The sequence below is a fragment of the Candidatus Laterigemmans baculatus genome, assembly GCF_010367455.1.
Classification (GTDB): domain Bacteria; phylum Planctomycetota; class Planctomycetia; order Pirellulales; family Pirellulaceae; genus Laterigemmans; species Laterigemmans baculatus.
Window position 1 is genome coordinate 23,045 of sequence record NZ_WRPR01000126.1, and the last position, 21,321, is coordinate 44,365.

Consider the following 21,321-nt stretch of genomic DNA (forward strand, 5'->3'; position numbering starts at 1 on the left):
GCGGAAGCACGATAGCCACCTATACTACACCTGCGTACCCCCCCACCTCTGGAATCGGCTGATACCCGCATGACATCGCTCCATCTACCGAAGGAACTTGAGCGTTTCCGCGAGCGCTTGCTGGATTTGAGCCTGCGCAACCCACTGCTGAACTACCGGAAGAGTGTCCGCCGGACAGTGCAGATCGTCGACATACTGCCGGACCGTCTCTACGAGCGTCTGGTCACGGAGCAGAAGGGCTATCAACCCGAGCCGCTGGTGGAAGAAGAGGAAGACGAGGAGGACGAGGGAAACCTCGTCACTATTACCGACGTGAACGCAGCTCACACGTCAGTTGGCGAGGATGCACTGCGGACGGCCGCCGGCAGATTTGAACACAAGCATTCAAAACGAGTGGCGTCAGAAGATGAGCCAACCGGCACTCCACGCGACAAGAAAGACCGTGCAATTCGCCGGCAACTTTTTCCGGTTGAGTTGCCTGGTCCCTCCAGCGATCGCGGCGGTGAGATCGCGGGTCCCGCCCACCGGCTGCAAACAAACCTATCCGCGGCTCGGCTTCGATCCACCCTCCGCTACATGCATCGCGAATCTCGTAATGCGATCGAAGAAACCGGAATCAACTATCTACATCTGGCCCTAGGGTTTCTCCGCTGGACCGAAGCTGACAGCTCGTCCACGTCAAAGCTGGCGCCCCTGATCCTCATTCCTGTACGCATCGAATCGGTCCTCGACCGCAGAATCGGACAGCAGAAGTCCACGGTTGTTTGGAATGAGGAGGACGTCGCTTCGAATCTGTGCCTGATCAAGTTGCTCGAGAAGAACTACGGAATTGCACTCGACGAGTATTCTCCAGACCAGTCACCAGAAGACTACTTCCGTGAGGTCCAGCGTATCACCAAGTCCAAACGCGGGTGGGGAATTTGCCGCGAGGCCCTTCTGGGATTCTTTTCATTCCACAAGCTGTCGATGTACAGCGACCTTGCCCCGGAAAATTGGAAGAGCGGTAACGCGTTGTCGGAGAGTTCCCTATCGGGACAGTTGATTGGCGGCGCAAATACCGAAGCTGCATCAGCGCTCTACGCTGCCGATTATGACCTCCACAATCATGCTTCAGCAGGCGATATCGCTCTGCCACTTGATGCTGACAGCTCTCAGCACTCCGCCCTTTGTGACATCCATGACGGCCGTACTCTTGTTATCGAGGGACCTCCAGGAACAGGCAAATCGCAAACCATCACCAATGCGATCGCGAACGCCATCTCACACGGTAAAACGGTGCTCTTTGTCTCGGAGAAGCTCGCTGCACTCGAGGTGGTTGCTGGCCGGCTCGCCAAACTCGGTCTTGACGACTTCTGCCTCAAGCTTCACAGCGATGCATCCACTCCACGGCTCGTATTCGAGTCCCTTCGGTCGAGGCTCGAGCGAAAGGCTCGGATGCCGAAAGAAATGAGCGAATTGCGGTCAGAGCTGACCCTGCAGCAGGAAGAAATCGATTCGTATCTGACGGCAACAGAAACGCCCATCGGGCCAAGGCGTCGCCCGCTCTACGAGGTGTTCTGGCAGCTTGTGGAGATGCGTTCCCAGGGCCTAGTCTCGCTGCGTGAGGCAGAGCTGGACACGTCTTTGGATATGCGCCAGTTTCTGCGCGCGTCCCAGGAACTCGAGTCATTTGCTGCGGCCCTGGGGGAGTTTCCCTCTCCCCGCGAGAGCCCGTGGTGGGGCTTCTTCCCGTCCTCGCTGAATCCCAACAACTGCGACCCCGTCGAATCTGCACTCCGAGCAATGGTGAAAACGCTCGATGCGTTTTCGGGAACTGCAGAGGAGCTCGCCTCGAAGTTGGGCGGTGACAGCTTGTTTTGGCTTGAGGAGCTATCGCGGATCGATCTCGCGATTTTCGAGCGAATTGCCGAAGCTCCACCATCCCGGAGCCGTGAGCAGATCGCTGACCTGCAGATCCCTGAGTGTCGCAAACAAGGCACAGCCTTGCTGAATGATATCGGTGGCTACCAGCAACTAACGGAGCAGCTAAATGCCACGCTGCTCGTCGAGCCCAAGAATGCTGCCGATCAACTCGCTGGACTTCAGGCGACCGTCTCCGATCGCTGTCAGCATTTTCCCAAAGAGGTCACGCTGGCTGAGCTAAGGGAACGGCGAGTTTGGCATCGCACGACTCTCACCTACCTAGAGCAACTAAAAGAAGCAGCTGAGGCCATGGAGAAAGCCGGGCTGGGGCCGGCCCGAACGATTAATGAGTACAAGCGAGCGAGAACGGTGCTGCAGCTCGTACTCCACCCCTGCGTGCACCAGCCGGGAACGGTGACTCCACAGCTCTTTCTAGAAGCGGCCAAAAAGACCTTCCGGGACGCCCACGCAACGGCGGATAAACTGGCCAAGCGTGAGGCAGATCTGAGTGAAGTATTTCATATGCCGAGCGTCCCAGATCGAGATGCTTTGCTGGAGATCGTGTCGGCGCTGCGACCGCATGTGCATTCAGTGCTACGGGTGTTTCGCCGTGAGTACCGCACTGCGATGGCACAGATTCGCCGTTTTGCACGTGTCGACTGCAAGCGGTCGCCGGAACAGTGGGTGAACGCTGTCGAGAGCCTGGAGTCTATCGAAGAGGAGAAGCGGAAATTCCGCGAGGCTCCGGAGCTGATCGAAACATTCGGATCGGCATTTCAGGGTATCGACACGGCGTGGGACAGCTTGCGGACTCTCTTCGACTGGGTGCATACCGCGAAAAAACACGGGCTGGACTACGAGCGAGCGAACATGCTCCTCGACGCGAGATACTCAAACGCTATCGGTGTGAGCCCCGCCAAAACAAAGGAGCTGCTAACCGCTGTCTCAGAACAGTTCGCGAGCGAGTCTGCATCGAAGCTGATCGGGATCGGCACAGAGCGATGGGAGGACTTGCCGCTTGAGAACCTGAAGCTGCGACTGGAGGAGACGGAGTCAGCCATATCGCGACTTGAGTCTGCCTCTCAGCTATTTTCCAGCAAGGAATCCACACGCCTGAGCGAAATTAGTGAAACATCGAATGCGATCGCTCGGTGGGGCGAGATCCGAGACAGAGTCTTCGAATCTGCAAACTGGCCGCCCCTATCGGCGGAGATGCACTCTGCTTTGCTAGGTGATCCAGATCAGGGCCGCACTGACATCGACTGGTTCGATGCCTCTGAGGCCAGTGGGCTTTCAGATCAGGCGATTCGCCACATTCTGGAAAGTAATCCTGTCGAATCTTGCAGATTCGTTGTGGGAGCGGCGTGGGCTGTCAGAACTGCTTTAGCCGAATGGGACGAAGCCCGGGGCATCCTAGGCCAGCAAGGGCAGGTTGCGGACGAATGGCTTCGTGTTAAGGCGTCGGCGGTCGCCACGGGCGAACTTCGTGAGCAGCTAGAACGACTGCTCTCCTCACTTTATGAGCTTCCGGCCTGGGCTGCGTTGAGTCGAACACTCACGCAATGCGAGCGGCTCGGCCTCGCCCATTTCACTGCCGCGGCAATCGATTCGCGGGTTGCTCCTGGCAAACTGGCGGCCACCTTTGAGCTGACGCTACTAGAACGCTTGGCCGACGAGGCAATCGACTCTTGTCCAGAGCTTCAGGGCTTCGCTCGCCAGCGTTTGGAAACGGCTCGCGAGCGATACCAACAACTTGACGTTGAACTGCGTAACCTCGCGTGCGAAGAGGTTGCGTATCGCGCATCCAGACGCCAGCCGCCCGCCGGCAATAACCGCGGGCGTGTCGGTGAGTTCACAGAGCTAGCCCTCATCAAGCACGAGGTGCAAAAGCAGAAACGCCACTGTCGTATCCGCGACCTGATGGTTCGTGCAGGAGCATCAGTTCAGGCACTAAAGCCGTGCTTCATGATGAGTCCACTGTCGGTGGCACAGGCCATTCCCGCCGGCACACTCGAGTTCGATCTGGTGATCATGGACGAAGCATCGCAGATCAAGCCAGAGGATGCATTGGGGACCATACTTCGAGCCCATCAGCTGGTGGTGGTCGGAGACCCCAAACAGCTACCCCCAACGTCCTTTTTTGACCGTATTGGGGAAGAGGTTGACGACGATGACTCGACCCAGTTCGACAACGCGGAGTCAATTCTGGAGGTAGCGATGAAGGTCTTCCAGCCGTTCCGTAGGCTCCGGTGGCACTACCGCAGCTCCCACGAGGGCCTCATATCGTTCTCCAATTCCCGCTTTTACGACGAGGACCTTGTCATCTTCCCTTCGCCAAGCGCAAACGGCGGTATGAGCGGCGTGAAGCACCATTTCGTAGACAATGCCTTCTTTTCGTCGGGAGTCAATCTCAAAGAAGCCGAGGCGGTTGTAGCCGCGATCCTGGAGCATGCGAAACGCGACTCCGGAGAAACCTTGGGGGTGGGCACGTTCAACAAGGCCCAGGCGGACGCTATTCAAGACCTGCTGGACCGCCAATGCGCATCAGACTCCCGTGCCCGGGCAGCCCTCGAGAGACTGAATTCGGGGCATGAGCAGCTGTTCATCAAGAACCTCGAAAACCTGCAGGGCGATGAACGCGACGTGATTTTCATCTCCTACACGTACGGGCCGGATCCTCAGAGTGGCCGCGTTATGCAACGGTTCGGTCCGATCAATAGCAGTACGGGGTGGAGGCGACTGAACGTTTTGGTGACGCGGTCTCGAAAACGAATGGAGGTCTTTTCGTCTCTGCTGTCTTCAGATGTGGTAGGCGGGCCGGAGAAGAGCCAAGGCGTGAACGCCTATAAGGATTTTCTCGAGTTTTCCGTCACCGGGAAGCTCGTCGATCGCGGCGATCTCAGCGGTCGAGACTGTGATTCGCCGTTTGAATCTGCAGTGTGCCGAGTGGTGGAATCGATGGGACTCGAAGCAGTGCCGCAAGTAGGGGTCGCCGGCTTCTTTATCGACATCGGGGTACGGTCCCGCAGCTCGCCGGGCGAGTTTCTGATCGGAATCGAGTGCGATGGCGCAGCGTACCACTCCTCCCGTTCCGCACGAGACCGTGATCGGCTGCGCGAGGAGATCATTCGCTCGCGAGGATGGAATCTGCACCGAATCTGGTCGACCGATTGGTACCTGAACCAACGCCATGAAGAGAACCGTCTGAGACGCGCGATAGAAGCCGCGTGCGGTACGGTAGCTGAGCTCACAGCAGAGCTCCAGCCATAAAGCATGCTTTTGTGTCGCGACTCCGAAGGGGCCTTGCGAAAAACTGCGCAGGCAAGCTGGAACAGCCGGCTGCCGTGCGTCACTCCTCGGTTACGTCGACACGCTCAGCATCCTCAAGACGATACATTTCGCCGTCGATAACGACGACACGATCGAGCTCACTCCAGAACTCGGCAGTTGACGCGTCGAGTTCGTCGACTTCCCAACGCGACCCGTCAGTGAGAATGATGAGACGTCCTTCGTACTTCAGCTCTGCGATTTCGGAAACCACGTGCTGTCCCAGCGAATACATCCTGATGCCCCATTTCCAAATCGCCTGCTGCTGGTCAGGCGACATCGCGGCCACGCCGATCTGTTCGAGTTCTTCTTGAGACATTAAATCCTTCAGATCAACCATCGTCGCGATCTCCTATAAATCAGAAAGAGTTTTCTACGTTGCCTGTCGGTGGGTTTCGGAAGCGAGCAGCGCTCCGTGACGAGAGCGAGCCGGTCGGGTTAATTCAATTCAATGTGCGGTCGCGAAACGCATGGGTTGCACCAAAACATTCTGCGCCGAAGGGCCCTCTGCAACGCGCCGGCGCAAGAGGTTCAGCGCAAGGAGATACGGCAGGCATCGCGCGAACTTTAGACCCTCGATAGCTCTTTCGTCGATCTGGGGTTGCATGTCACGGGGGTCGAGGTCTCTGAGTTGGGCGAGCGCTTGGTTGAGAGCGGTCGGTTGAATGTCGGCGGGGAGAGTGAGCTTGAAGCTGTCGTGGGGGATATGGGTTTGGAGGCGTTGGGCTAGCTCGTTGGCTAGGGTGGCGTTGGCGGCGGAGCCGGCGAAGGTCCACCAGGTTAGGCTGTCGGTGGTTTGGAGGACGACGGTGCTTCCTACATCGAGCCAGGGGTAATCCAGGCGGGCCTGCTGGATCTGTTCGGCAGCTCGGCGGGACCAGTAGGGGCGGGTGTCGTCGCTGGCCAGGACGCGGCGGATGGATTGGGTGAGTGCGGCGCTGATCCCCTGCCCTTCCCCGTGCCAGCGGGAGCGGCCCTTGGCGTCGGAGGGTTCGACGTAGGCGATCCGGCGCTGCCAGTCGATGTGGTTCACCTGCCACGGCCGGCCGCCGAGGAGCAGCACGCGGGGGCCGTCCTGTTTGGTGAGAAAGCTCATCTGGTCGACGTAGCCGAGCTCCCTCCGCCCGTGCAGGATCGAGAACAGGGGCGGCGAGGTGAAAACCGAAAAGAGCTCGAGGAAGTTTTTGCGGCCGAAGGCGCTTTCGCCCTCTCGACCGAGCCAGAGGATGCCGGCGTCATCCCAGAGAATTTCCTGCTCGAGCATCCAGTCGACGATCTCTTCGATCGTCTCCGGCGGCATCTCGGCGAACCCTGGGACGCCGCGGATCCAATCGAACCAGTCTCGTCGCCCAATGCCGCCTTCCTGCAGGGCCAAGGCCATCAGCTGTTGGGCGAGGATGTGGTAGGGCGCCGGCGGCGGCTGGACTGGTTCGACATAGCCGTCGGCCCAGAGATCGACTAGCGCGGCCGCTTGCAGAAGGGTGGCCTCCTTGGTGGCGAGAAAGAGGCAGTTTCGCTCGGTGCCGGCCCGTCGTCCGGTGCGACCCATCCGCTGCAAAAAGCTGGAGACGCTCGGGGGCGAGTCAATTTGGATCACCCGGTCGAGGTTGCCGACATCGACGCCGAGCTCCAAGACGCTGGTGGCGACGATCACGCAGTCTTCACGCGAGGCGAAGGCTTCCTCGGCCTGGTGCCGCTGCTCTTGGCTGAGCGAACTGTGGGTCACGAAAGTGGTGACGTCGAGCTGCCGCAGCTCCGTGCCCAGCTGCTCGGCTCGTGAGCGGCTGTCGACGAACACCAGCCGCTTCTCACCCCGGTGAAGACGGGAGATCACAGTCGCGGCGTTCTGAAGCGATCCCACGTAGTCGAGCCGCACGTCCGCTTCGCCGCCGCCCGACTCCGGCGGCAGATAGACGCTCCGCTCTCGCTGGCAGGAGCCGGCCAGCCAATCGACCAGCGCCTCCGGATTGCCCACGGTTGCCGATAACCCGATGCGCTGGGGCTCACGGTCCGCTAGCCGGGAGATCCGTTCCAGGACCGAGAGCAGGTGCCAGCCTCGGTCGTCGCCAGCAAACGCATGGATCTCGTCGATGATCACGACCTGCAGATTGCTGAACAGACCGCGGGCGTCGACATTCTTCGAGATCAGCATCACCTCCAGCGACTCGGGGGTCGTCAGGAGACAGTCCGGCGGCTCTTGCAGAATGCGTCGGCGGGCGGACTGCTTCACGTCGCCGTGCCAGAGGCCGGAGCGTCGGCCGAGTAGCGTGCAGTAATGCTGCAGCCGGACGTCGAGGTTGTTGAGCAGCGCCTTGATCGGGCAGATGTAGAGGACGCTCAAGCCTGACCAACCCTCGGAGAGCATCCGAGAGATGGTGGGAAACATCGCCGCTTCGGTCTTCCCACCCGCCGTCGGCGCCAGGATGATGATGTGCTGACCGCTGAGGACCTGCGGGATCACCGCCTCCTGAAACGGTCTCAGCTCACGCCAGCCCAGACTGTTGACGATCTGGTACTGGAGGGCGGGATGCAGCTGGTCGAACGCGCTCACAGTTCCAATTCAATCTCGTCGACGTCGGTGGCTCCGGCCGCGTGGCGTTCCACTGCGCTCAGCTCGCTCTCGCTGACGGTCAGGGCGTAATCTTCGCGAGGCCGGAAGTCGGGGTGCAGGTCGATGCGGTCTAGGACGTCGGCGACTAGCTTTTTGAGGAAGATCCGGGGGGCGATGCCGACTTTACCGCCTAGCCGGCCAGTGACCGCTTCAGCCAAATCGCGGATGTAGCAGTCGTCACAGAGCTCGCCGATTCGCTCGGCAGAATTACTGTGAGCGCTGTAGATGTCCCGCACCTTCTCTCCGACGCGGCAGAGGCGTTCGAGGTCGAAGCCAGGGAGACGGATCTGCGGCGCACGCGGATTGTCGAAGCGGGTATCGGTCTGGAAGTCGACGTGCAGCCGCTGGGCAAGTGGCTCGAGCCGCTGGATTCCCTGGGGTCCCTCGAAGAAGGCGGGCGTGCCGGTGACGACGAGGTAGAGCCCGGGAAAGCGGCCGGAGTCGACTTCATCGATCAGTTGCCGCAGCGCATTGAGGCCCTTGTCCCGCACGTCGCTGCGAACCCGCTGGAGTGTTTCCACCTCGTCCAGCACGACCAACAGCCCTGGGTGACCACAGTCGCGGAGGACGATCAGTAGGCCCTGGAGGAAGTTCAACGCCCCGAAGTGGTCGATGTCCCCCTTCACTCCGGCGTAGCGCTTGGCGCTGGCGGCGACGTTCGGTTGGCCAGCTAGCCAGGCAACAATACCCTCGGCGGTTGCCATGTCGTTTTCAGCTTGCGCCCGGCGGTAGCCGCGCAGCGCCGCGCTGAACATCGGCGCCGTGCTCGTAACTCGCCCGAGCCTCTGCTCAAGCAGTTCGTCGGTGCGGGCAAGCAGGGCCTCACCGTCATTCGGATCCACCTGCCCTTCCGCGAGTGCGTCTTCCTCAAGTGTGTAGAACCAGCTGTCGAGGATGTTCCGCAGCGCTCCCTGTGGCGTGTCCGCGGTCGCCAGCCGCTCGATCAGTCGGCGGTAGACGGTCTCGAGCCGATGCAGCGGTGTTTCGGTTTCGGAGATCTGCACCTCGGAGGAGGCGAATCCATTCTTTCTGGCCCGATCGGCCAGCCAGCGTGCGAAGAACGTTTTGCCGCATCCGTACTCGCCGCGCACGGCCTTGAACACGCTGCTGCCCGCTTTCACGTTCTGTAGCTCAGCCTCCAGAGCATCTTCAAAACGGCCCAGTCCGACCGCAAAGGCATCGAGGCTGCTTTGCGGCACCGTGCCGCGACGGAGCGCGTCGATGATCTCTTGGCGGCGCTGGGGGCTGATGGTCATTAAGGCGGAATCTCCGGGCTTTACTGTCGCGATCGTGATTTCGTGGAGGAGGGCCTCACGCAAAGGCGCAAAGACGCAAAGGACATGGACAGGAGTGGAGGAGGAACAACGCTTTCTATTCGAGCTCGAACTGTCGGCGGAGCAGGTCTTGGTTTAACTCGACCGTGTCGGACGCGTCATCACGGGTGAGGACGGCGTAGCCCTCGATGTTGAGCATACGTTGCATCATGGCCAGGAAGCCGGGCAAGCGCACCGGTGGCAGCTCGAGCCGTCGAGCCAATGCGGTGGTGGTGAGTTTTCCACCGGCAGATTCGAGTGCGGCCAGCAAACTGCTGATCTGCTCGTCTGTCGGCTTGATGCGGCCGGCGAGCTGTTTTTGCTGCTCTAGAACCGGCGACGCCAGCAGCGACTCGATCCACTGCGGCTGAGCTTTCGCGGTGGAAGCGGCCGGCATGGCGGTGTTCTCGGCCGGCTCCAGATCGAATAGCAGCCCCGGCTTGGTGGGTTCCGGCAACTCGGCCGGTTCGGCACTCTCCACCGTGGCCATCTCAGCAACCGCGTCGTCCCACCACGCCGGCGTGTCGAGCGGAGCCAGTGCCCAGCCCTCGGGAACCTTCTCGCTTGGCGAGAGCACAGCGATCGGAGCGATCATCTCCTGAGGCGAGAGTCCCCCGTGGTAGCCGTTGCTCTTGCCGCGGGTGTAGCGAATCGTCTCGCTCCAGGGGACGATTACTTGCTGGTCGTCGGCCAGCATCACCCGACTGCCGCTAACCAGCAGCTCACCTTCTTGCGGCTGTCCATCGTTCGGACGCCAACGCTCGCCGCTGTTCTGAGGTGCATCAAGGTTGTGGGAGCGGTACTCGGTGCGATGTTCCAGCACATGCCCGTGGTCGCTGACGAAGATCACCAGCCGCCCCGCCGTATGCGCTTCGTGCAACAGCATTGGCAGGATCTTGATTTGGTCTCGGCTCCAGCGGATATCCAGCTGATCCCCTTTCGCCAATGTGTCATCGATCGCGTTGATGACCACCCCGACCACCTTCCGACCAGTCGACGCAATCTCATCTCGCAGATCGTCAACCGCGTCCGGGCCGTCGGCGTCGGCGAGGTCGACCTTGTGAAACAGGACCGGCGGCTTAGTGCGTCCACACTGTTTCACCAGCGCCGGGTGCTGGGCGAACCCTTTCTGCTCAGCCGCCTGGTCCCCCTGCTGCAACTGGCCGGTGAGGAGGCTCGTGCGAGAAACCTTGGTAACCGAAGGGATCGTCGCCAGCGCTGGCTGGAGCGTCGCCGCATCGGTCTTACACAGCACCGTCCAGTCGTTGCTGCGAGTGATACTGCTGAGCAACTCGCGGCAGACTGCCCCGCTCATGCCATCGAGAACCATCAGCAGCACCGGAAAATCAGCCGCCAGTGGGCCGACCAATTGCTCCAGCACCCGCTCGACAGGGATCACGCCACCGCCGGTCGAACCGGCTGCCGTCCAGTCGCGTGCAAGTTCGGCGAACCGCCGTGCCTGAGGCTCGCGCAGCTTGTTCGCCGCGGCGATCAGCTCGCCGTAGGCTTTCGAAAGGTCCCGCTCCAGGTCGCCGCTGCGCAGGGTTAGCCGCGCCCAATCGACGAACGAGCCCTCGGCCAAGTGCCACTCCGCTGCCTCAGCCAGCGACGCATGCTCAGGCGGTCCGCTACGGCTCACGTGCATCAACCACCGCACCAATCGCAGGGACATCTCGACCCGTTCCAACCGCCGCCGGTGATTTTCGTCGCGAGCCAAGTCGTGGTCGGAGATGGCCTCCTTCAGTTCCACCAAGTGCTCCGAGACGACCACGGGGCTGCTCTTCAGCGTTTGCCGCAGAGCCTTTCCGTAGCGGGCCATTCGCAGGTTGAATCCACGCGGTGAAGTTCGGCTGAGCCAGGCGAATTGATCCGCCTCCACGTCGGCCAGGATCTCGTCGCAGCGTTCCAGCAACGAATACCGCAGCTTGGGACGCGATCCGAAGTGAACGGTGACGACCTCACTGGCGGTGGAATGCCAGCGGCTGATGACGTTTTCCTCGAGCGACTGACCGCCCAGATAACGCTCTTCGAGACGTACGGCCGGTTTGTCGAGCTTCCCTTTCGCACTCTTGTGGAACACCACTCCCAATGCCAAACCGATCGCTACCGCGTCGGCTTTTTCCGACCGAGTGAGCATCGTGAGAATGGCTGTCGCGGCCGGGCCGGCCGTTTGGCTGATCCAGTCGATGGCAGCCTTTCGGAACTCCGTCGATGTCGCTCGCCAGCGGTCGACGTTTTCGCCGTGGACCGACCAAGCGAGCAGCGCGGCGAGGTCGGGCTGGTCAGCACTGAGCCCCAGTTCTCGCTCCAGCAAAATCTGCCACACCGTCTCGGCATCGAGAAACCCGCTGGGCGACGGCGGGTAACCCTCGGCCGGCATCGAGTCGAGCAGCTTTTCAGCCATCCAAGCGTGCCGGGCAATCCGCGGATCGAGGGATCGCGCCTGAAATAGGCTCTGGACGATCTGCCAAGCGTCGATGGTGAACAGTCGGCGTTTGGCCAGCCGCAGCAGGACATCCATCTCCAGGTCCGTGTCCGACAACTGTGTCAGCAGCACCTTAGTCGTGACGTCGGGCCGGGTCTCCTGCAGAGCCAGCCGCATCGCGAGCGGCGAATCGCACTGGACGATCCAGTACCGCTCGTCGCCGTCGGTCCGCTCCGCGTCACCGGCCCAGCGACCGTTCGTGTGGATTCCGACTACCTGCGCGTCATCGGTGCGGTCCGAGCGCTCCAGTGCCTGACGGATCGCCCTCACCTGGGCCTTGATCTCGTGGAACGAGGGGGCAGCCACGGCCATGTTTACGCCTCCTCCTCAATCCGCCAGCTGACGCTAACGCGGACGGTTCGCCCTGCTGTCGCTTTCTGATCCAGTTCCGTCAGCAACGCGTTCGCTTCGCTCAGCCCCAGATCCTGTCGGGTGTCCTGCTCCACCACACGTCGCCCCGGCTGCGGTGGCGCAGGTTGCGGGGGAACGGGGGGAAGCATTCGGGGAGTTCGCGGTTCCCCAGGGCCTGCTGGTGGAGTTGGCGGCGGCGCAGCGCCGGCGGGCGCCTTAGCCAACAGGCGGACGGCACGCGATTGAGCGGACTTCAGCGCCGGGCCTAGCGCCAGGACGTGCTCGTCGCTTCGAAGGGCTTCAGCGACTTCGGCGATGATTTTCTCCGCCGCCTGCTGCCGTTCATCCTGCAGCTTTCGGATCGCATCCAGAATCTCCCAGTCGGTGGCATCGAGCCGCTCGGCTTGTTCACTGGCATTGCCATAGCAGCTGCCCATCGCTTCCAGCGAAGTCGCCACCTCTGCCTTCGCCAAAATCTCCACCACGGAGCCCGCTTCGGCCGAGCCAAGTGCATCGGCGAGCGTCAGAGTGGCCGTAGCCGTCTGGAGCCGATCGGCCGAGTCCGGATTGACGCCCGCCCACTCGAGTCGCTCCCGAAGACGACTGCAGAGCATCTGGCAGGCGCGGCGTGAAGTGCCGGCTGCCTCCTTAATCTTCGAGGTGAGTGCCGAGACGTTGGCGGCTTTCAGCAGCGGCGAGGGAGCCATGCCGAAGATTTTCGCCGACCGTGCCACTGCCGCGTCCCAGTCCGGCTTGTCGGGCAGTTGCTCTTCACGTAGCACGGCTCTTTCGGGCAGATCGGTCAGCTTGGCCTGATCGTAGATCCCACCATGCAGGTAGAAGGACTGGTTAGTCTGCTCGGCGAAGATCAGGATCACCAGGTTCTCCGCCTCTCGCGGCAAGCCCATCGGCTTGGGCTGATCGATCCACTCTCGCAGTTTCTCCACGGACATCTCGCTGCCGGTTTCGGCCGTTTTCCGCATGAAATGGTTCCGCCAATGGTGCCCGAGCACAAAGTGGGTGGCGTCGTAACCCATTTCGCCCAGCATCAACGGACCAGCGATTTGCCGTAGCAGCGGCCGCAATGGTTTGTCCACCAGGACGCGCCCGTCCTCGCTCTGGGTTGCCTCGCTGACCACCTCATAGACCTTGCGGAGGTTCGTCGTTTTGACGTCGGCCTCGAAGTAGGGGTGGGCAGGGAACTCATGCGCCAGTGCCTGGTCGAGCAGGCTTTCCATCGCCCCACGGAGATTGGCGGCGACCGGAGGCTGCGGCTTGAAGCCAGGCAGGAGCGACTGGAAACGTTCGGAGAGCTCGAGGTCATGCACCGTGTCGAGCGATCCGGTGAGCACTTGGTCGAGCCCGTATGCTGCCTCGAGATGGCTTTGCACGCGCTGCCGCAGGACGCTGCGCTGGTTATCGAGCAGCGACTTGGCTGTCTGCCGGTCCTGGGGCGAGAGGTGCGAAGCGTAGCCGCCAAACCGCTCGCCCGTGAGGATGTGTTCCAGGATCACCAGCATTCCCAGATCCCTCTCGGCATCGGTACTGAGAAAGGCGGGAATCCAGACGAGGGTCTTTGTGCCTTCGGGATGTGCGTCGAGAAACTCTTGAACCTTGCTGACGTCGTCCCGCGGTCCGTGCCCACTCTCGTCGAACGGAAAGTCGATCACGAGCTTCCATTCGTCTTCCGCCTCGAGTGACGAGAGCGGCAGCTCACGCATGTTGCGGAACAGCACCTCGCAGGTCCGCCGCGTGTGCCGCCAGGTGAATTCGTGATGGAGGAAGAACTCGTCGCTGTCGGCGATCCCGAGCTGTTCGAAGATCATCTGCCGCGTGCGGCGGATGCGATTGCCGATGTTGTTTTCTCGGCCTGCCTGCTCGATGATGCTGCCCGTGTCGACGCCGGACAACTGGACGGTGATCGTCGGGTTGGCTTCTTCGCCGAGGCGAATCTCGCCGACATCGGCCGCCCACTGTTTGCAGCGCCGCAGCACTTCCGCCCCTTCGCGTCCCGGGATCGGCGTCTTGATCGTTCCATGGTTGAGCGCCGCCAGCCGCTCGGCGTTCAATCCGCGCAGGGCCTCGACGTCTGGCGCCAGCGCGGAGAGCAGGAGCGTCTTGATCAGCCGGTCGTCGTTGCGGAACGCGACCCGCTTCGGATCGTCAAACGGCAGCTTCTCCAGTTCTTCGACTCGTCCGTGCGTGCGTTCCAGCTGGGGCAGCAGTTTTTGGTGGTAGAGCCGCCGTGCGTTTTCAAAGTGGCTTGCCATCTCGGGGCTGAAGGCTTCGTCACCGTGCGCGATCACATCGAACAGATCACCCACCGGCACGATGTCGCCCAGCTGAAGCGTCTCTCGCTGCTCGACCAGCAACTGGGCCATCGCCTTGAGCGCCGTCCGCTCCCGCTGGAGCATGCTGGAGAGCGCGATCAGGGTCTGCACCAGCGCCGGGCTGAACGGGTAGACCTGGCGGAACATCTGCCGGTCGCCCTCGCTGGTCAGCAGCGTGGTGAGCACCGAGTCACGGACTTTGGTGACCCGCTCAAATGCCGCACTGATCTCATTGCGAGCTGCGTTATCGCGGGGACAAAGCACCCGCCGCTCGGCAATCGCGGGCAGATTGCGATCTTCAAGCGTGATCGTGTGGAAGCGACCTTCCTGGTATCCCAGGGCATCGGCGAAGTTGTGCTTCTCCATCCCCGGAATTTTATTGCCGACCAGTTCGCGCAAGTCGCGCTGGCGGGCAACAAAGCTGACGATCGGCGTCGGGCGATCAGCCGTTTGGGCCTCGACCAGCTTGGCTAGCTTTTGCACTTCTTGGTGCACGAATTTGACGTCGGCCGCACGGCTGGCGAGCCAGAGGATCAGCTCGTCGAGAAACAGGATCAGACAGTCGTAGCCGAGCGACGCCGCATGTTTGCTGATCACCGACAGCCCGTGGTCGAGCGAGACGTAGGCTTCGCCGCTGCCGGAAGAGACCGCGTGGTACTGCTTGAAGTAGGTGCTCAGCAGTCGGCTGATCAGCTGCAGACGCTCGTCGTCGCCGGGCGGTGCCGCGATTGCCTCATCAAACCGCCGCGCGTCCCACTCGGCTTCGAATTCCCCCCAGCCGCCGTCGCCGCCTCCTTCACCCTCGTTCAGTCCGGTGAAGAACGCTGCGTCGCCGATTTGCTGGCGCAGCGAGTGAGCATCGCGGAATAAGCCTTCGCTGAGGTAGACGGCCGGGATGGGCGCGTTCGGGTGAGTTCGGCGAATGAAGTCGACGTAGCCGCCCAGAATGCCCGATTCCATCGTCGTGGAGCCGAGCATGTGGTACGGCACCATCAGGAATTTCTTGTGCTCGCCCTGCGTCCACTCGTTGTGCTTGTCGATCACGCCGGCCAGCTCGGTGATGCTGCGGGCGGCGGTGTTGCCCTGCAGGATCAGGTGCAGGACGGCCATGAAGTGGCTTTTACCGCTACCGAAGCTGCCGTGCAGGTAGGACGCCTTGCTGGTGTTCGAGACCAGCGCGCTGCGGACGAACGACAGCGCATCGTCAAAGCACTTTACGAGCTCCGGCGTGGCGACGTAGTTCTTGACCGTCTGATCGGCACGCGTCACCCCCTCGGAGAGCCGCAGCACAAAGTCGCCGCGCTGGATGTGCTCGGGGATGTCGATGAGGTCTTTGAGGAGGGTCATGGGCGAGTTGTCGGTTTTCAGTCGTCAGTTGTCAGGGGGGCGGCTGGTGGCGTGTGGTGGATTGGGGCTCACGCAAAGGCGCAAAGCTCGCAAAGGGGAGATTTCAAGTTCTTGGCGCCTTTGCGTCTTTGCGTGAGGCCTTCCGGCTGCCGCGCACTGTGGTCGTTGACAGCTTCATTACTGCTTAGGGGCTTCTTCGATGGTGGCGTCTTCCCACACGATGCGGCCGTCGCGCCAGACGACGATTTTCCTGCCTTCGCGGGCGTGCTCTTGGACTGCATCTCGAGCTGCTCGTTTGAGAGCGGCGTTCACGCGGTCGACGTCCTTCAAGCGATTGCTGATTTCCTCGTGGTCCTGCGGGTGTTGTTTAGTCATCTGGTTGTCTACGCGTTTGTTAGGACGCCGCTAAGATCGCTTTCGCTGCAACTTGTGGTGTCGCTACGACTTGCGCGGCGAGCCCCTGCGTCAGCTTCGACGAGGAGCCACTGGCTAAGTTTTGTTAAATTCGACGTGGCGTGTCGCGGAACGTGCGTCGCGTGCGGGGAGAGCTGACGCTGATTGCGTCGCTGTGACAAGCTGACGACACATCAAGCCACGGCCGATCGGTGGTGGATTTCGTGCTTGATTATCTGCAGATCGTGAAATCGCAGGGTGATGATGCGTCCGCTGCTCAGCAGGACTTCGTGCTGCGGGATTCCTCCGGGGGCGACACTGAATTCGTCGTAGAGCCAGTGCACCCGCTCATGGGAGAATGGCCACGATTCTTTTACCGGTTGGATCAGTGGCTCCTCCGCCAAGAAGTAGAGCAGCAGGGTCATGGTGGCGTCGCGGCGCATCGCCAACATCGCCAGCGGCCCCTCGCTTTCCGGGATGTGCGGCAGGGAAAGGCCGAGGTAGTCTGCATCGTGCAAATCGAGTGTCTCAGCCAATTCGCGGACCGACGCCGGAAGTTGGGAACCGATCTCGGTGAGGTGCTTTCGGTAAGACCCGAGGGCCTTTTCCCATTGCCGGTCGGCCTTGTCCGCTTCGTCCGGATCGTCCGAGTTGAAACCGAGGTAAATTTTGGGGGTGAAGAACTTCATGGCTTCGCCTTGCGGTGATCGGTTTCATAAAAGCAGTGACCCGCGGGAGGTCGCGGATCAGGCTGGTAATGGGGCAGCGCGTCGGGGCCCGCGTTGAAGTGCGGCGGGCATCGCTTCCATCGGCCGTTTGCTTGTGTTTCGATTTGTTTCGCTAGCTCTCGATTATCTCGAGGGTTCGGGCCACAGACGACCACATCACGCCCGTGTCGTCGTCCGGTCACAGCATCCGCTTCGCTGATTTCTCGACCGCGAACGACACCGCCACCGCTGGATTGTGGCTGCAGTGTCGCCGTGTAAATCGTCGGACCAGATCCACGCGGCGGGGGTGCCTCGCCGCCTTGTTTCGTTTTGGTGGCCATCAGCTCGTCCTGCACCTGTTTACCCTTCGGCAGCCGGATCGACTCACGCAAAGGCGCCAAGAACCGGGATCTGCCCTTTGCGAGCTTTGCGCCTTTGCGTGAGGTCCGATCCACCCCGCAGTCACTCACCGCTCCACTGACAACTGGCAACAACCAATGCTCACGTCGCGGCCCTCCGGCGACCACGGCCGCGGGACGTTTTCTTGGGTGGTTGCCACGCCCGGATCTCGTCGACGGTCTTGCCTAGCTGCCTCGCTTCGTCCTGTACAAAACCTTCGAAGTAGTCGCCCATGCGGGTGCCTCCGTATTCGGCGCTGGGCTCGTTGTGCCACTGCTTGAGCCAGGGGATCAGCTCGAGGAGGCCGGCGAGCAGCGGCTCGAGGCGGGGATCGCCGGCTCCGCCGACTTCATCCTTGATGTGCTGGAAGTACTGGCCGATCGCCAGCGCCTGCTGGAGGTGGTCGTAGCCGGCCCAGGCGATCGGCAGCGAGCCGTCTTCGCCCTCGCAGTGCGGAAAGCTGATCCACCGCTCCTTGGGCACGTCCAGCTTGCCGCGGAGAGCCCAGTAGCGAGCACCGCCAGTGGAGATGAAGTCGCCGCTGGTGTACTTGGGAGGAACCGGGATCTCACGCAAAGGCGCCAAGGCGCCAAGAGTCTCTCGTTCTTCTCCCTCCTTTGCGCCTTTGCGCCTTTGCGTGAGCTCGTCTTCCTCCCGCTGCAGCTCCCACGTCCGCTCCCACTCGGCCCGCTTCCGCAGCCCCGACGGCTTGTACCGCAGCACGGGAAGTAGCGGCACGCTCTCGGCAGCGACGAGTTCTTCGACCAAGCGGTGAACGTCGAACGCGGGGTCGTCGCGATACACTTCCGCCGCTTCCATAAACGCAGCGTCTTTTGAGGCCACGTCGGCCAGGTTGGCGGTGGAGACGATTCGGATCTCACGCAAAGGTGCAAAGGCGCCAAGTGATTCCCGACCGTCCTCCTCCTTTGCGCCTTCGCGCCTTTGCGTGAGCCCCTCCGACATCCGGCCATCGAAGTCGAAGTAAGCCTCTAGCCGATCGAGCAACCACTCGCGGAGCGCCCGCTCGACCTGCGACTCCCAGGGCTCGGTATTCCAGCGGCGTTTGTATTCGGGCTGTTCGATTAGGGCGATCTGCGGGTTCTTTTCGATTGCCTCGATCCGCCGCTCGACGAGTTGTCGGTAGTCGTCGGGCCAGTGGGCGGGGAGTTCGGTGATGGGAGTGCTGCCGTGGCGGTCGAACCAAGTGGTTTGGACATTCTTTCGGGCGAGGACGATTTCAAAGGCGCGCTGGCCGAGGTCGATGGGAAGGGAGTTGTCAGTCGTCAGTTGACAGTTATCAGTTTCTTGAACGCCATTTCCTGACGACTGATCACTGACAACTGATAACTCACCGCTCACCAGTTCTTCGTTGAGTAGTCCGTAGAGCTGGTAGCACTGCCAATCGAGGTCTTCTTGGAGGCGGATCATCTCGCCGCGGGTTTGGGTCCAGGCGTCGTGGGCGGTGGTGAGGGCCTCACGCAAAGGCGCCAAGACGCCAAGGTCAGAGCCCCCTTCCTTTGCGCCTTTGCGCCTTTGCGTGAGCACCTGATCGGGCGCAAACGTAGCGAGCCGCTGGGATAGCGAGTCGAGATCCCGGGTCAGCTCCAGCGGTCGGGCAGCGGGAAGCGGCAATTGCTTCAGCTTCGTGGCGTTGTATGCGAAAAAGTCCTCAAAGGGACTTGTTCGCTGTCTCGCACCATGTTGATCGACCGTACTGCCCTTGTTGTGGCACACCTGCTTCATCCAGAAGCAGGCGGTGGAGCTGTTGAGGAGGCCGAGGAGGGCCAGGTGGTCGTCCTCGCTCGCCTCGCGAGGCAGCTTGATCACCGGAGCCGTCTGCTTGAATACCTTCCCACCCCGGTCGAGCACAAAATGATTATGAGTCGCCACCTCGCCAAACACGATCGACAGGGGCGTCTGATTGCGGTCGATGGGGATCTGGTGATATTCCCAGTATGGGCGCCCGCACTGTCGGTACGATTGCTTGCTGAAGTCGTTTCTCTGCCAGAGCACACTCCGTACAGGCCAGAGCCAACGCTCAATCTCGCTCCGATCGCATAGTACAATGTTTTGGTCGTAGGGAAACAACGCGTTGAACTGCCAGCCAAGAGACCAGTCGCGAACTTGCTCGCCTTCAACTATTGATCGCCGGCGACTTGAGGGAAGTTGCCTTATGCGTGGAGAATTACCCGGGCCAGAAAATGCCTCGTCTTCACCCAAAATTGCGCCGAATCCAATGCATATTGAATGCGTCGCGACTGTGGATGCCGCTGATGATTCAAGCTCTTCCTTCAATTCCGCGGCACCGCCCCCGCCAATGGACCACGGATGCTTGTGGAATAACTCCCGCTCCGAGTCGCCGACACTCACGAATTCGCTCTGAGATCGTGGCTGATCGATCTGCTCGATAATTGCCGACCACACGCGTCCTTGCGCCGGATCGTCCGGCGTGCTTGGTTCCCCGCGAATCCCCATCACCGTACGGATCGTGCCATTCACCGGCTTACGGTTCTGACCGAATAGAATCACTGTCGGCGTGCCGTGGCCCGGGATGTATGCCCCGCTGGTGTCGATTACGTGCGTGAGGTTCATCGTCGGGAAAAACGACTCGATTAGCTTCTTTCCGAACTCGCGTTTCATGAAGCTGTTGGCTGTGATCTGACCGACGTAGCCCGCTGCGCGGGAGTTGTCAGTAGTCAGTTGACAGTTGTCAGTGCCCTTTGACTGATGACTGACAACTGACGACTGATGACCACCACCTGAGAACTGACCACTCTTCACCGCCAGCCGAAACAACCGCTCCATGAACGGGACGGCCAACGAATACTTCATGTGGCAAGAATCGGGATACAACCTCCGGTAGGCTTGATTCGCCGCGCGATCCTTCGGCGTGATGTAGGGCGGATTCGCCACGACGCAGTGAAAGGTGCCCTCCCGCAGGATGCGGCGCAGTTCGTCGGCATCTTCGGTCGCGAAGTAGTGCGCCTCATCGCTGATGTCTTCGAACTGCAGTTGCGATTCCCGCCCGTGATAAAGTGAATCGCCGCAAGCGAGATGCATCCGAAAGGCGGGCGCGTCCTTCAGCCGAGTGATGCCGCAGGCTCGCAGTGCTGCGAGCAGCAACCGGAACCGCGTGATCGCAATGGCATACGGGTTCACATCGACGCCGTGGATCGAATCGAGCGTCCGCTGGACTAGCTCGCGTACTCCCGTCCCCGGCTCCTGACGCTGCCAACGGTCGAGGATGCGTGGGAAAGCGCCGAGCAGGAAGTGGCCGGATCCGCACGCAGGATCAATCATGCGGAAGCGATTCTCACGCAAAGACGCTAAGCTCGCCAAGGAAGATCTGCCGCCGTCTTCCTCTTCGCGCCTTTGCGCCTTTGCGTGAGGCTCCAGACCGAATTCATCCAGGGCCGGATCGAGCGTCCGATCGAGGATGAATTCCTCCACGAATTCCGGCGTCTGCAGCAGCGCGTACTTTTTGCGTGCCGCTTCGGAGAGGTCCTGGTAGAGGTCGCCCAGGAACCGCGTGTCCCATTCGGGATCGGTGAAGTCGTGGACGAGCTGGCCGCTGTTGGCGTCGATCTTCTGAAAAAATTTCAGTAGATCGCCCGCTGCGTCACCACTGAGCCACGTCGGCTGCTGGTGAATGAGGTTGTGCCGCCCAAAAATCTCCTCGCCGCCCTTCAGCTTGGCCAATTCGCCAAACACATGCAGCAGGTACTCCCGGTCCGTCTCCGTCGGCGCCGAGCGGAAGTACAACTCATGCTCGTCCCGAGCCCGCTTCAGCCGCTCGCCTGGACCGGCCAGCCGCGGTGGATCGACCAGCTCGTTGTCTTCCAAGAAGCGAGCAAAAACGCAGGAAAGCACCCAGGCCGCGGCGATCTGAGTTGCGTAGTCCGAGAGCCAGTTTTCGTAACTGAGCGCCGTACGCTCCTGCTCCTTCGCCTTATTGAACTCGGCTTCGAGAGCCTCACGTACCTCCGGCATCTCGTCATGCCGCTCGCGCAGGTCAGCTTCGAGACGACGCAGTAGGGCCTGTAAATCTTTCAGCAGTTGTTGGCGATTTATCATGATCGATGTCTCACGCAAAGGCGCAAAGCTCGCAAAGTCGGGGTATTCGAGGTTCTTGGCGTCTTTGCGCCTTTGCGTGAGG

General features: G+C 61.2%; 9 protein-coding genes. 1 reads left to right on the plus strand and 8 read right to left on the minus strand.

All coding sequences use genetic code 11. The features are described from left to right. Positions 1 to 69: 69 nt before the first annotated feature. On the plus strand, positions 70 to 5,172 hold the full coding sequence (locus tag GNK13_RS19345) for a DUF4011 domain-containing protein (protein WP_164104207.1): 5,103 nt from the start codon (positions 70 to 72) through the stop codon (positions 5,170 to 5,172). 79 nt (positions 5,173 to 5,251) lie between these two features. On the opposite strand, the gene GNK13_RS19350 is transcribed toward GNK13_RS19345, so the two are convergent. From GNK13_RS19350 to pglX, 8 genes are all read right to left on the minus strand, one after another. After that, positions 5,252 to 5,569 carry a hypothetical protein gene (locus tag GNK13_RS19350; protein WP_164104208.1) on the minus strand — a complete coding sequence of 106 codons (318 nt, stop codon included), beginning with the start codon at positions 5,567 to 5,569 and terminating at the stop codon, positions 5,252 to 5,254. A 108-nt stretch (positions 5,570 to 5,677) separates the two neighbouring features. Continuing rightward, entirely contained in the window at positions 5,678 to 7,780 is a 2,103-nt protein-coding gene (locus tag GNK13_RS19355; protein WP_164104209.1) for a DEAD/DEAH box helicase, read from the minus strand. Further along, positions 7,777 to 9,096, minus strand: coding sequence for a BREX system ATP-binding protein BrxD (gene brxD / locus GNK13_RS19360; RefSeq protein ID WP_164104210.1), 1,320 nt, complete (start codon positions 9,094 to 9,096; stop codon positions 7,777 to 7,779). The genes GNK13_RS19355 and brxD overlap by 4 nt, the downstream gene beginning before the upstream one ends. Before the next feature lie 115 nt (positions 9,097 to 9,211). Beyond that, positions 9,212 to 11,950 carry a BREX-2 system phosphatase PglZ gene (gene pglZ, locus GNK13_RS19365; protein ID WP_164104211.1) on the minus strand — a complete coding sequence of 913 codons (2,739 nt, stop codon included), beginning with the start codon at positions 11,948 to 11,950 and terminating at the stop codon, positions 9,212 to 9,214. A gap of 2 nt (positions 11,951 to 11,952) precedes the next feature. Further along, on the minus strand, positions 11,953 to 15,666 hold the full coding sequence (locus tag GNK13_RS19370) for a phage resistance protein (RefSeq protein ID WP_164104212.1): 3,714 nt from the start codon (positions 15,664 to 15,666) through the stop codon (positions 11,953 to 11,955). Between the two features lie 177 nt (positions 15,667 to 15,843). Further along, the gene (locus GNK13_RS19375) at positions 15,844 to 16,041 is read right to left on the minus strand and encodes a hypothetical protein (protein ID WP_164104213.1); all 198 of its coding nucleotides are present in this window, start codon (positions 16,039 to 16,041) and stop codon (positions 15,844 to 15,846) included. 212 nt (positions 16,042 to 16,253) lie between these two features. Then, positions 16,254 to 16,748 (minus strand): hypothetical protein, encoded by a 495-nt coding sequence (locus tag GNK13_RS19380; RefSeq protein WP_164104214.1) that lies wholly within the window; start codon positions 16,746 to 16,748, stop codon positions 16,254 to 16,256. A 519-nt stretch (positions 16,749 to 17,267) separates the two neighbouring features. Continuing rightward, complete coding sequence (gene pglX, locus GNK13_RS19385) at positions 17,268 to 21,239, minus strand: BREX-2 system adenine-specific DNA-methyltransferase PglX (protein WP_164104215.1); 3,972 nt, start codon at positions 21,237 to 21,239, stop codon at positions 17,268 to 17,270. Positions 21,240 to 21,321: the final 82 nt, after the last annotated feature.

Bases quoted from the DNA above. Each gene is read 5' to 3' on its own strand.
- GNK13_RS19345 (WP_164104207.1), top strand. From the start codon at position 70: ATGACATCGCTCCATCTACCGAAGGAACTTGAGCGTTTCCGCGAGCGC.
- GNK13_RS19350 (WP_164104208.1), bottom strand. From the start codon at position 5,569: ATGGTTGATCTGAAGGATTTAATGTCTCAAGAAGAACTCGAACAGATC.
- brxD (WP_164104210.1), bottom strand. From the start codon at position 9,096: ATGACCATCAGCCCCCAGCGCCGCCAAGAGATCATCGACGCGCTCCGT.
- pglZ (WP_164104211.1), bottom strand. From the start codon at position 11,950: ATGGCCGTGGCTGCCCCCTCGTTCCACGAGATCAAGGCCCAGGTGAGG.
- GNK13_RS19370 (WP_164104212.1), bottom strand. From the start codon at position 15,666: ATGACCCTCCTCAAAGACCTCATCGACATCCCCGAGCACATCCAGCGC.
- GNK13_RS19375 (WP_164104213.1), bottom strand. From the start codon at position 16,041: ATGACTAAACAACACCCGCAGGACCACGAGGAAATCAGCAATCGCTTG.
- GNK13_RS19380 (WP_164104214.1), bottom strand. From the start codon at position 16,748: ATGAAGTTCTTCACCCCCAAAATTTACCTCGGTTTCAACTCGGACGAT.
- pglX (WP_164104215.1), bottom strand. From the start codon at position 21,239: ATGATAAATCGCCAACAACTGCTGAAAGATTTACAGGCCCTACTGCGT.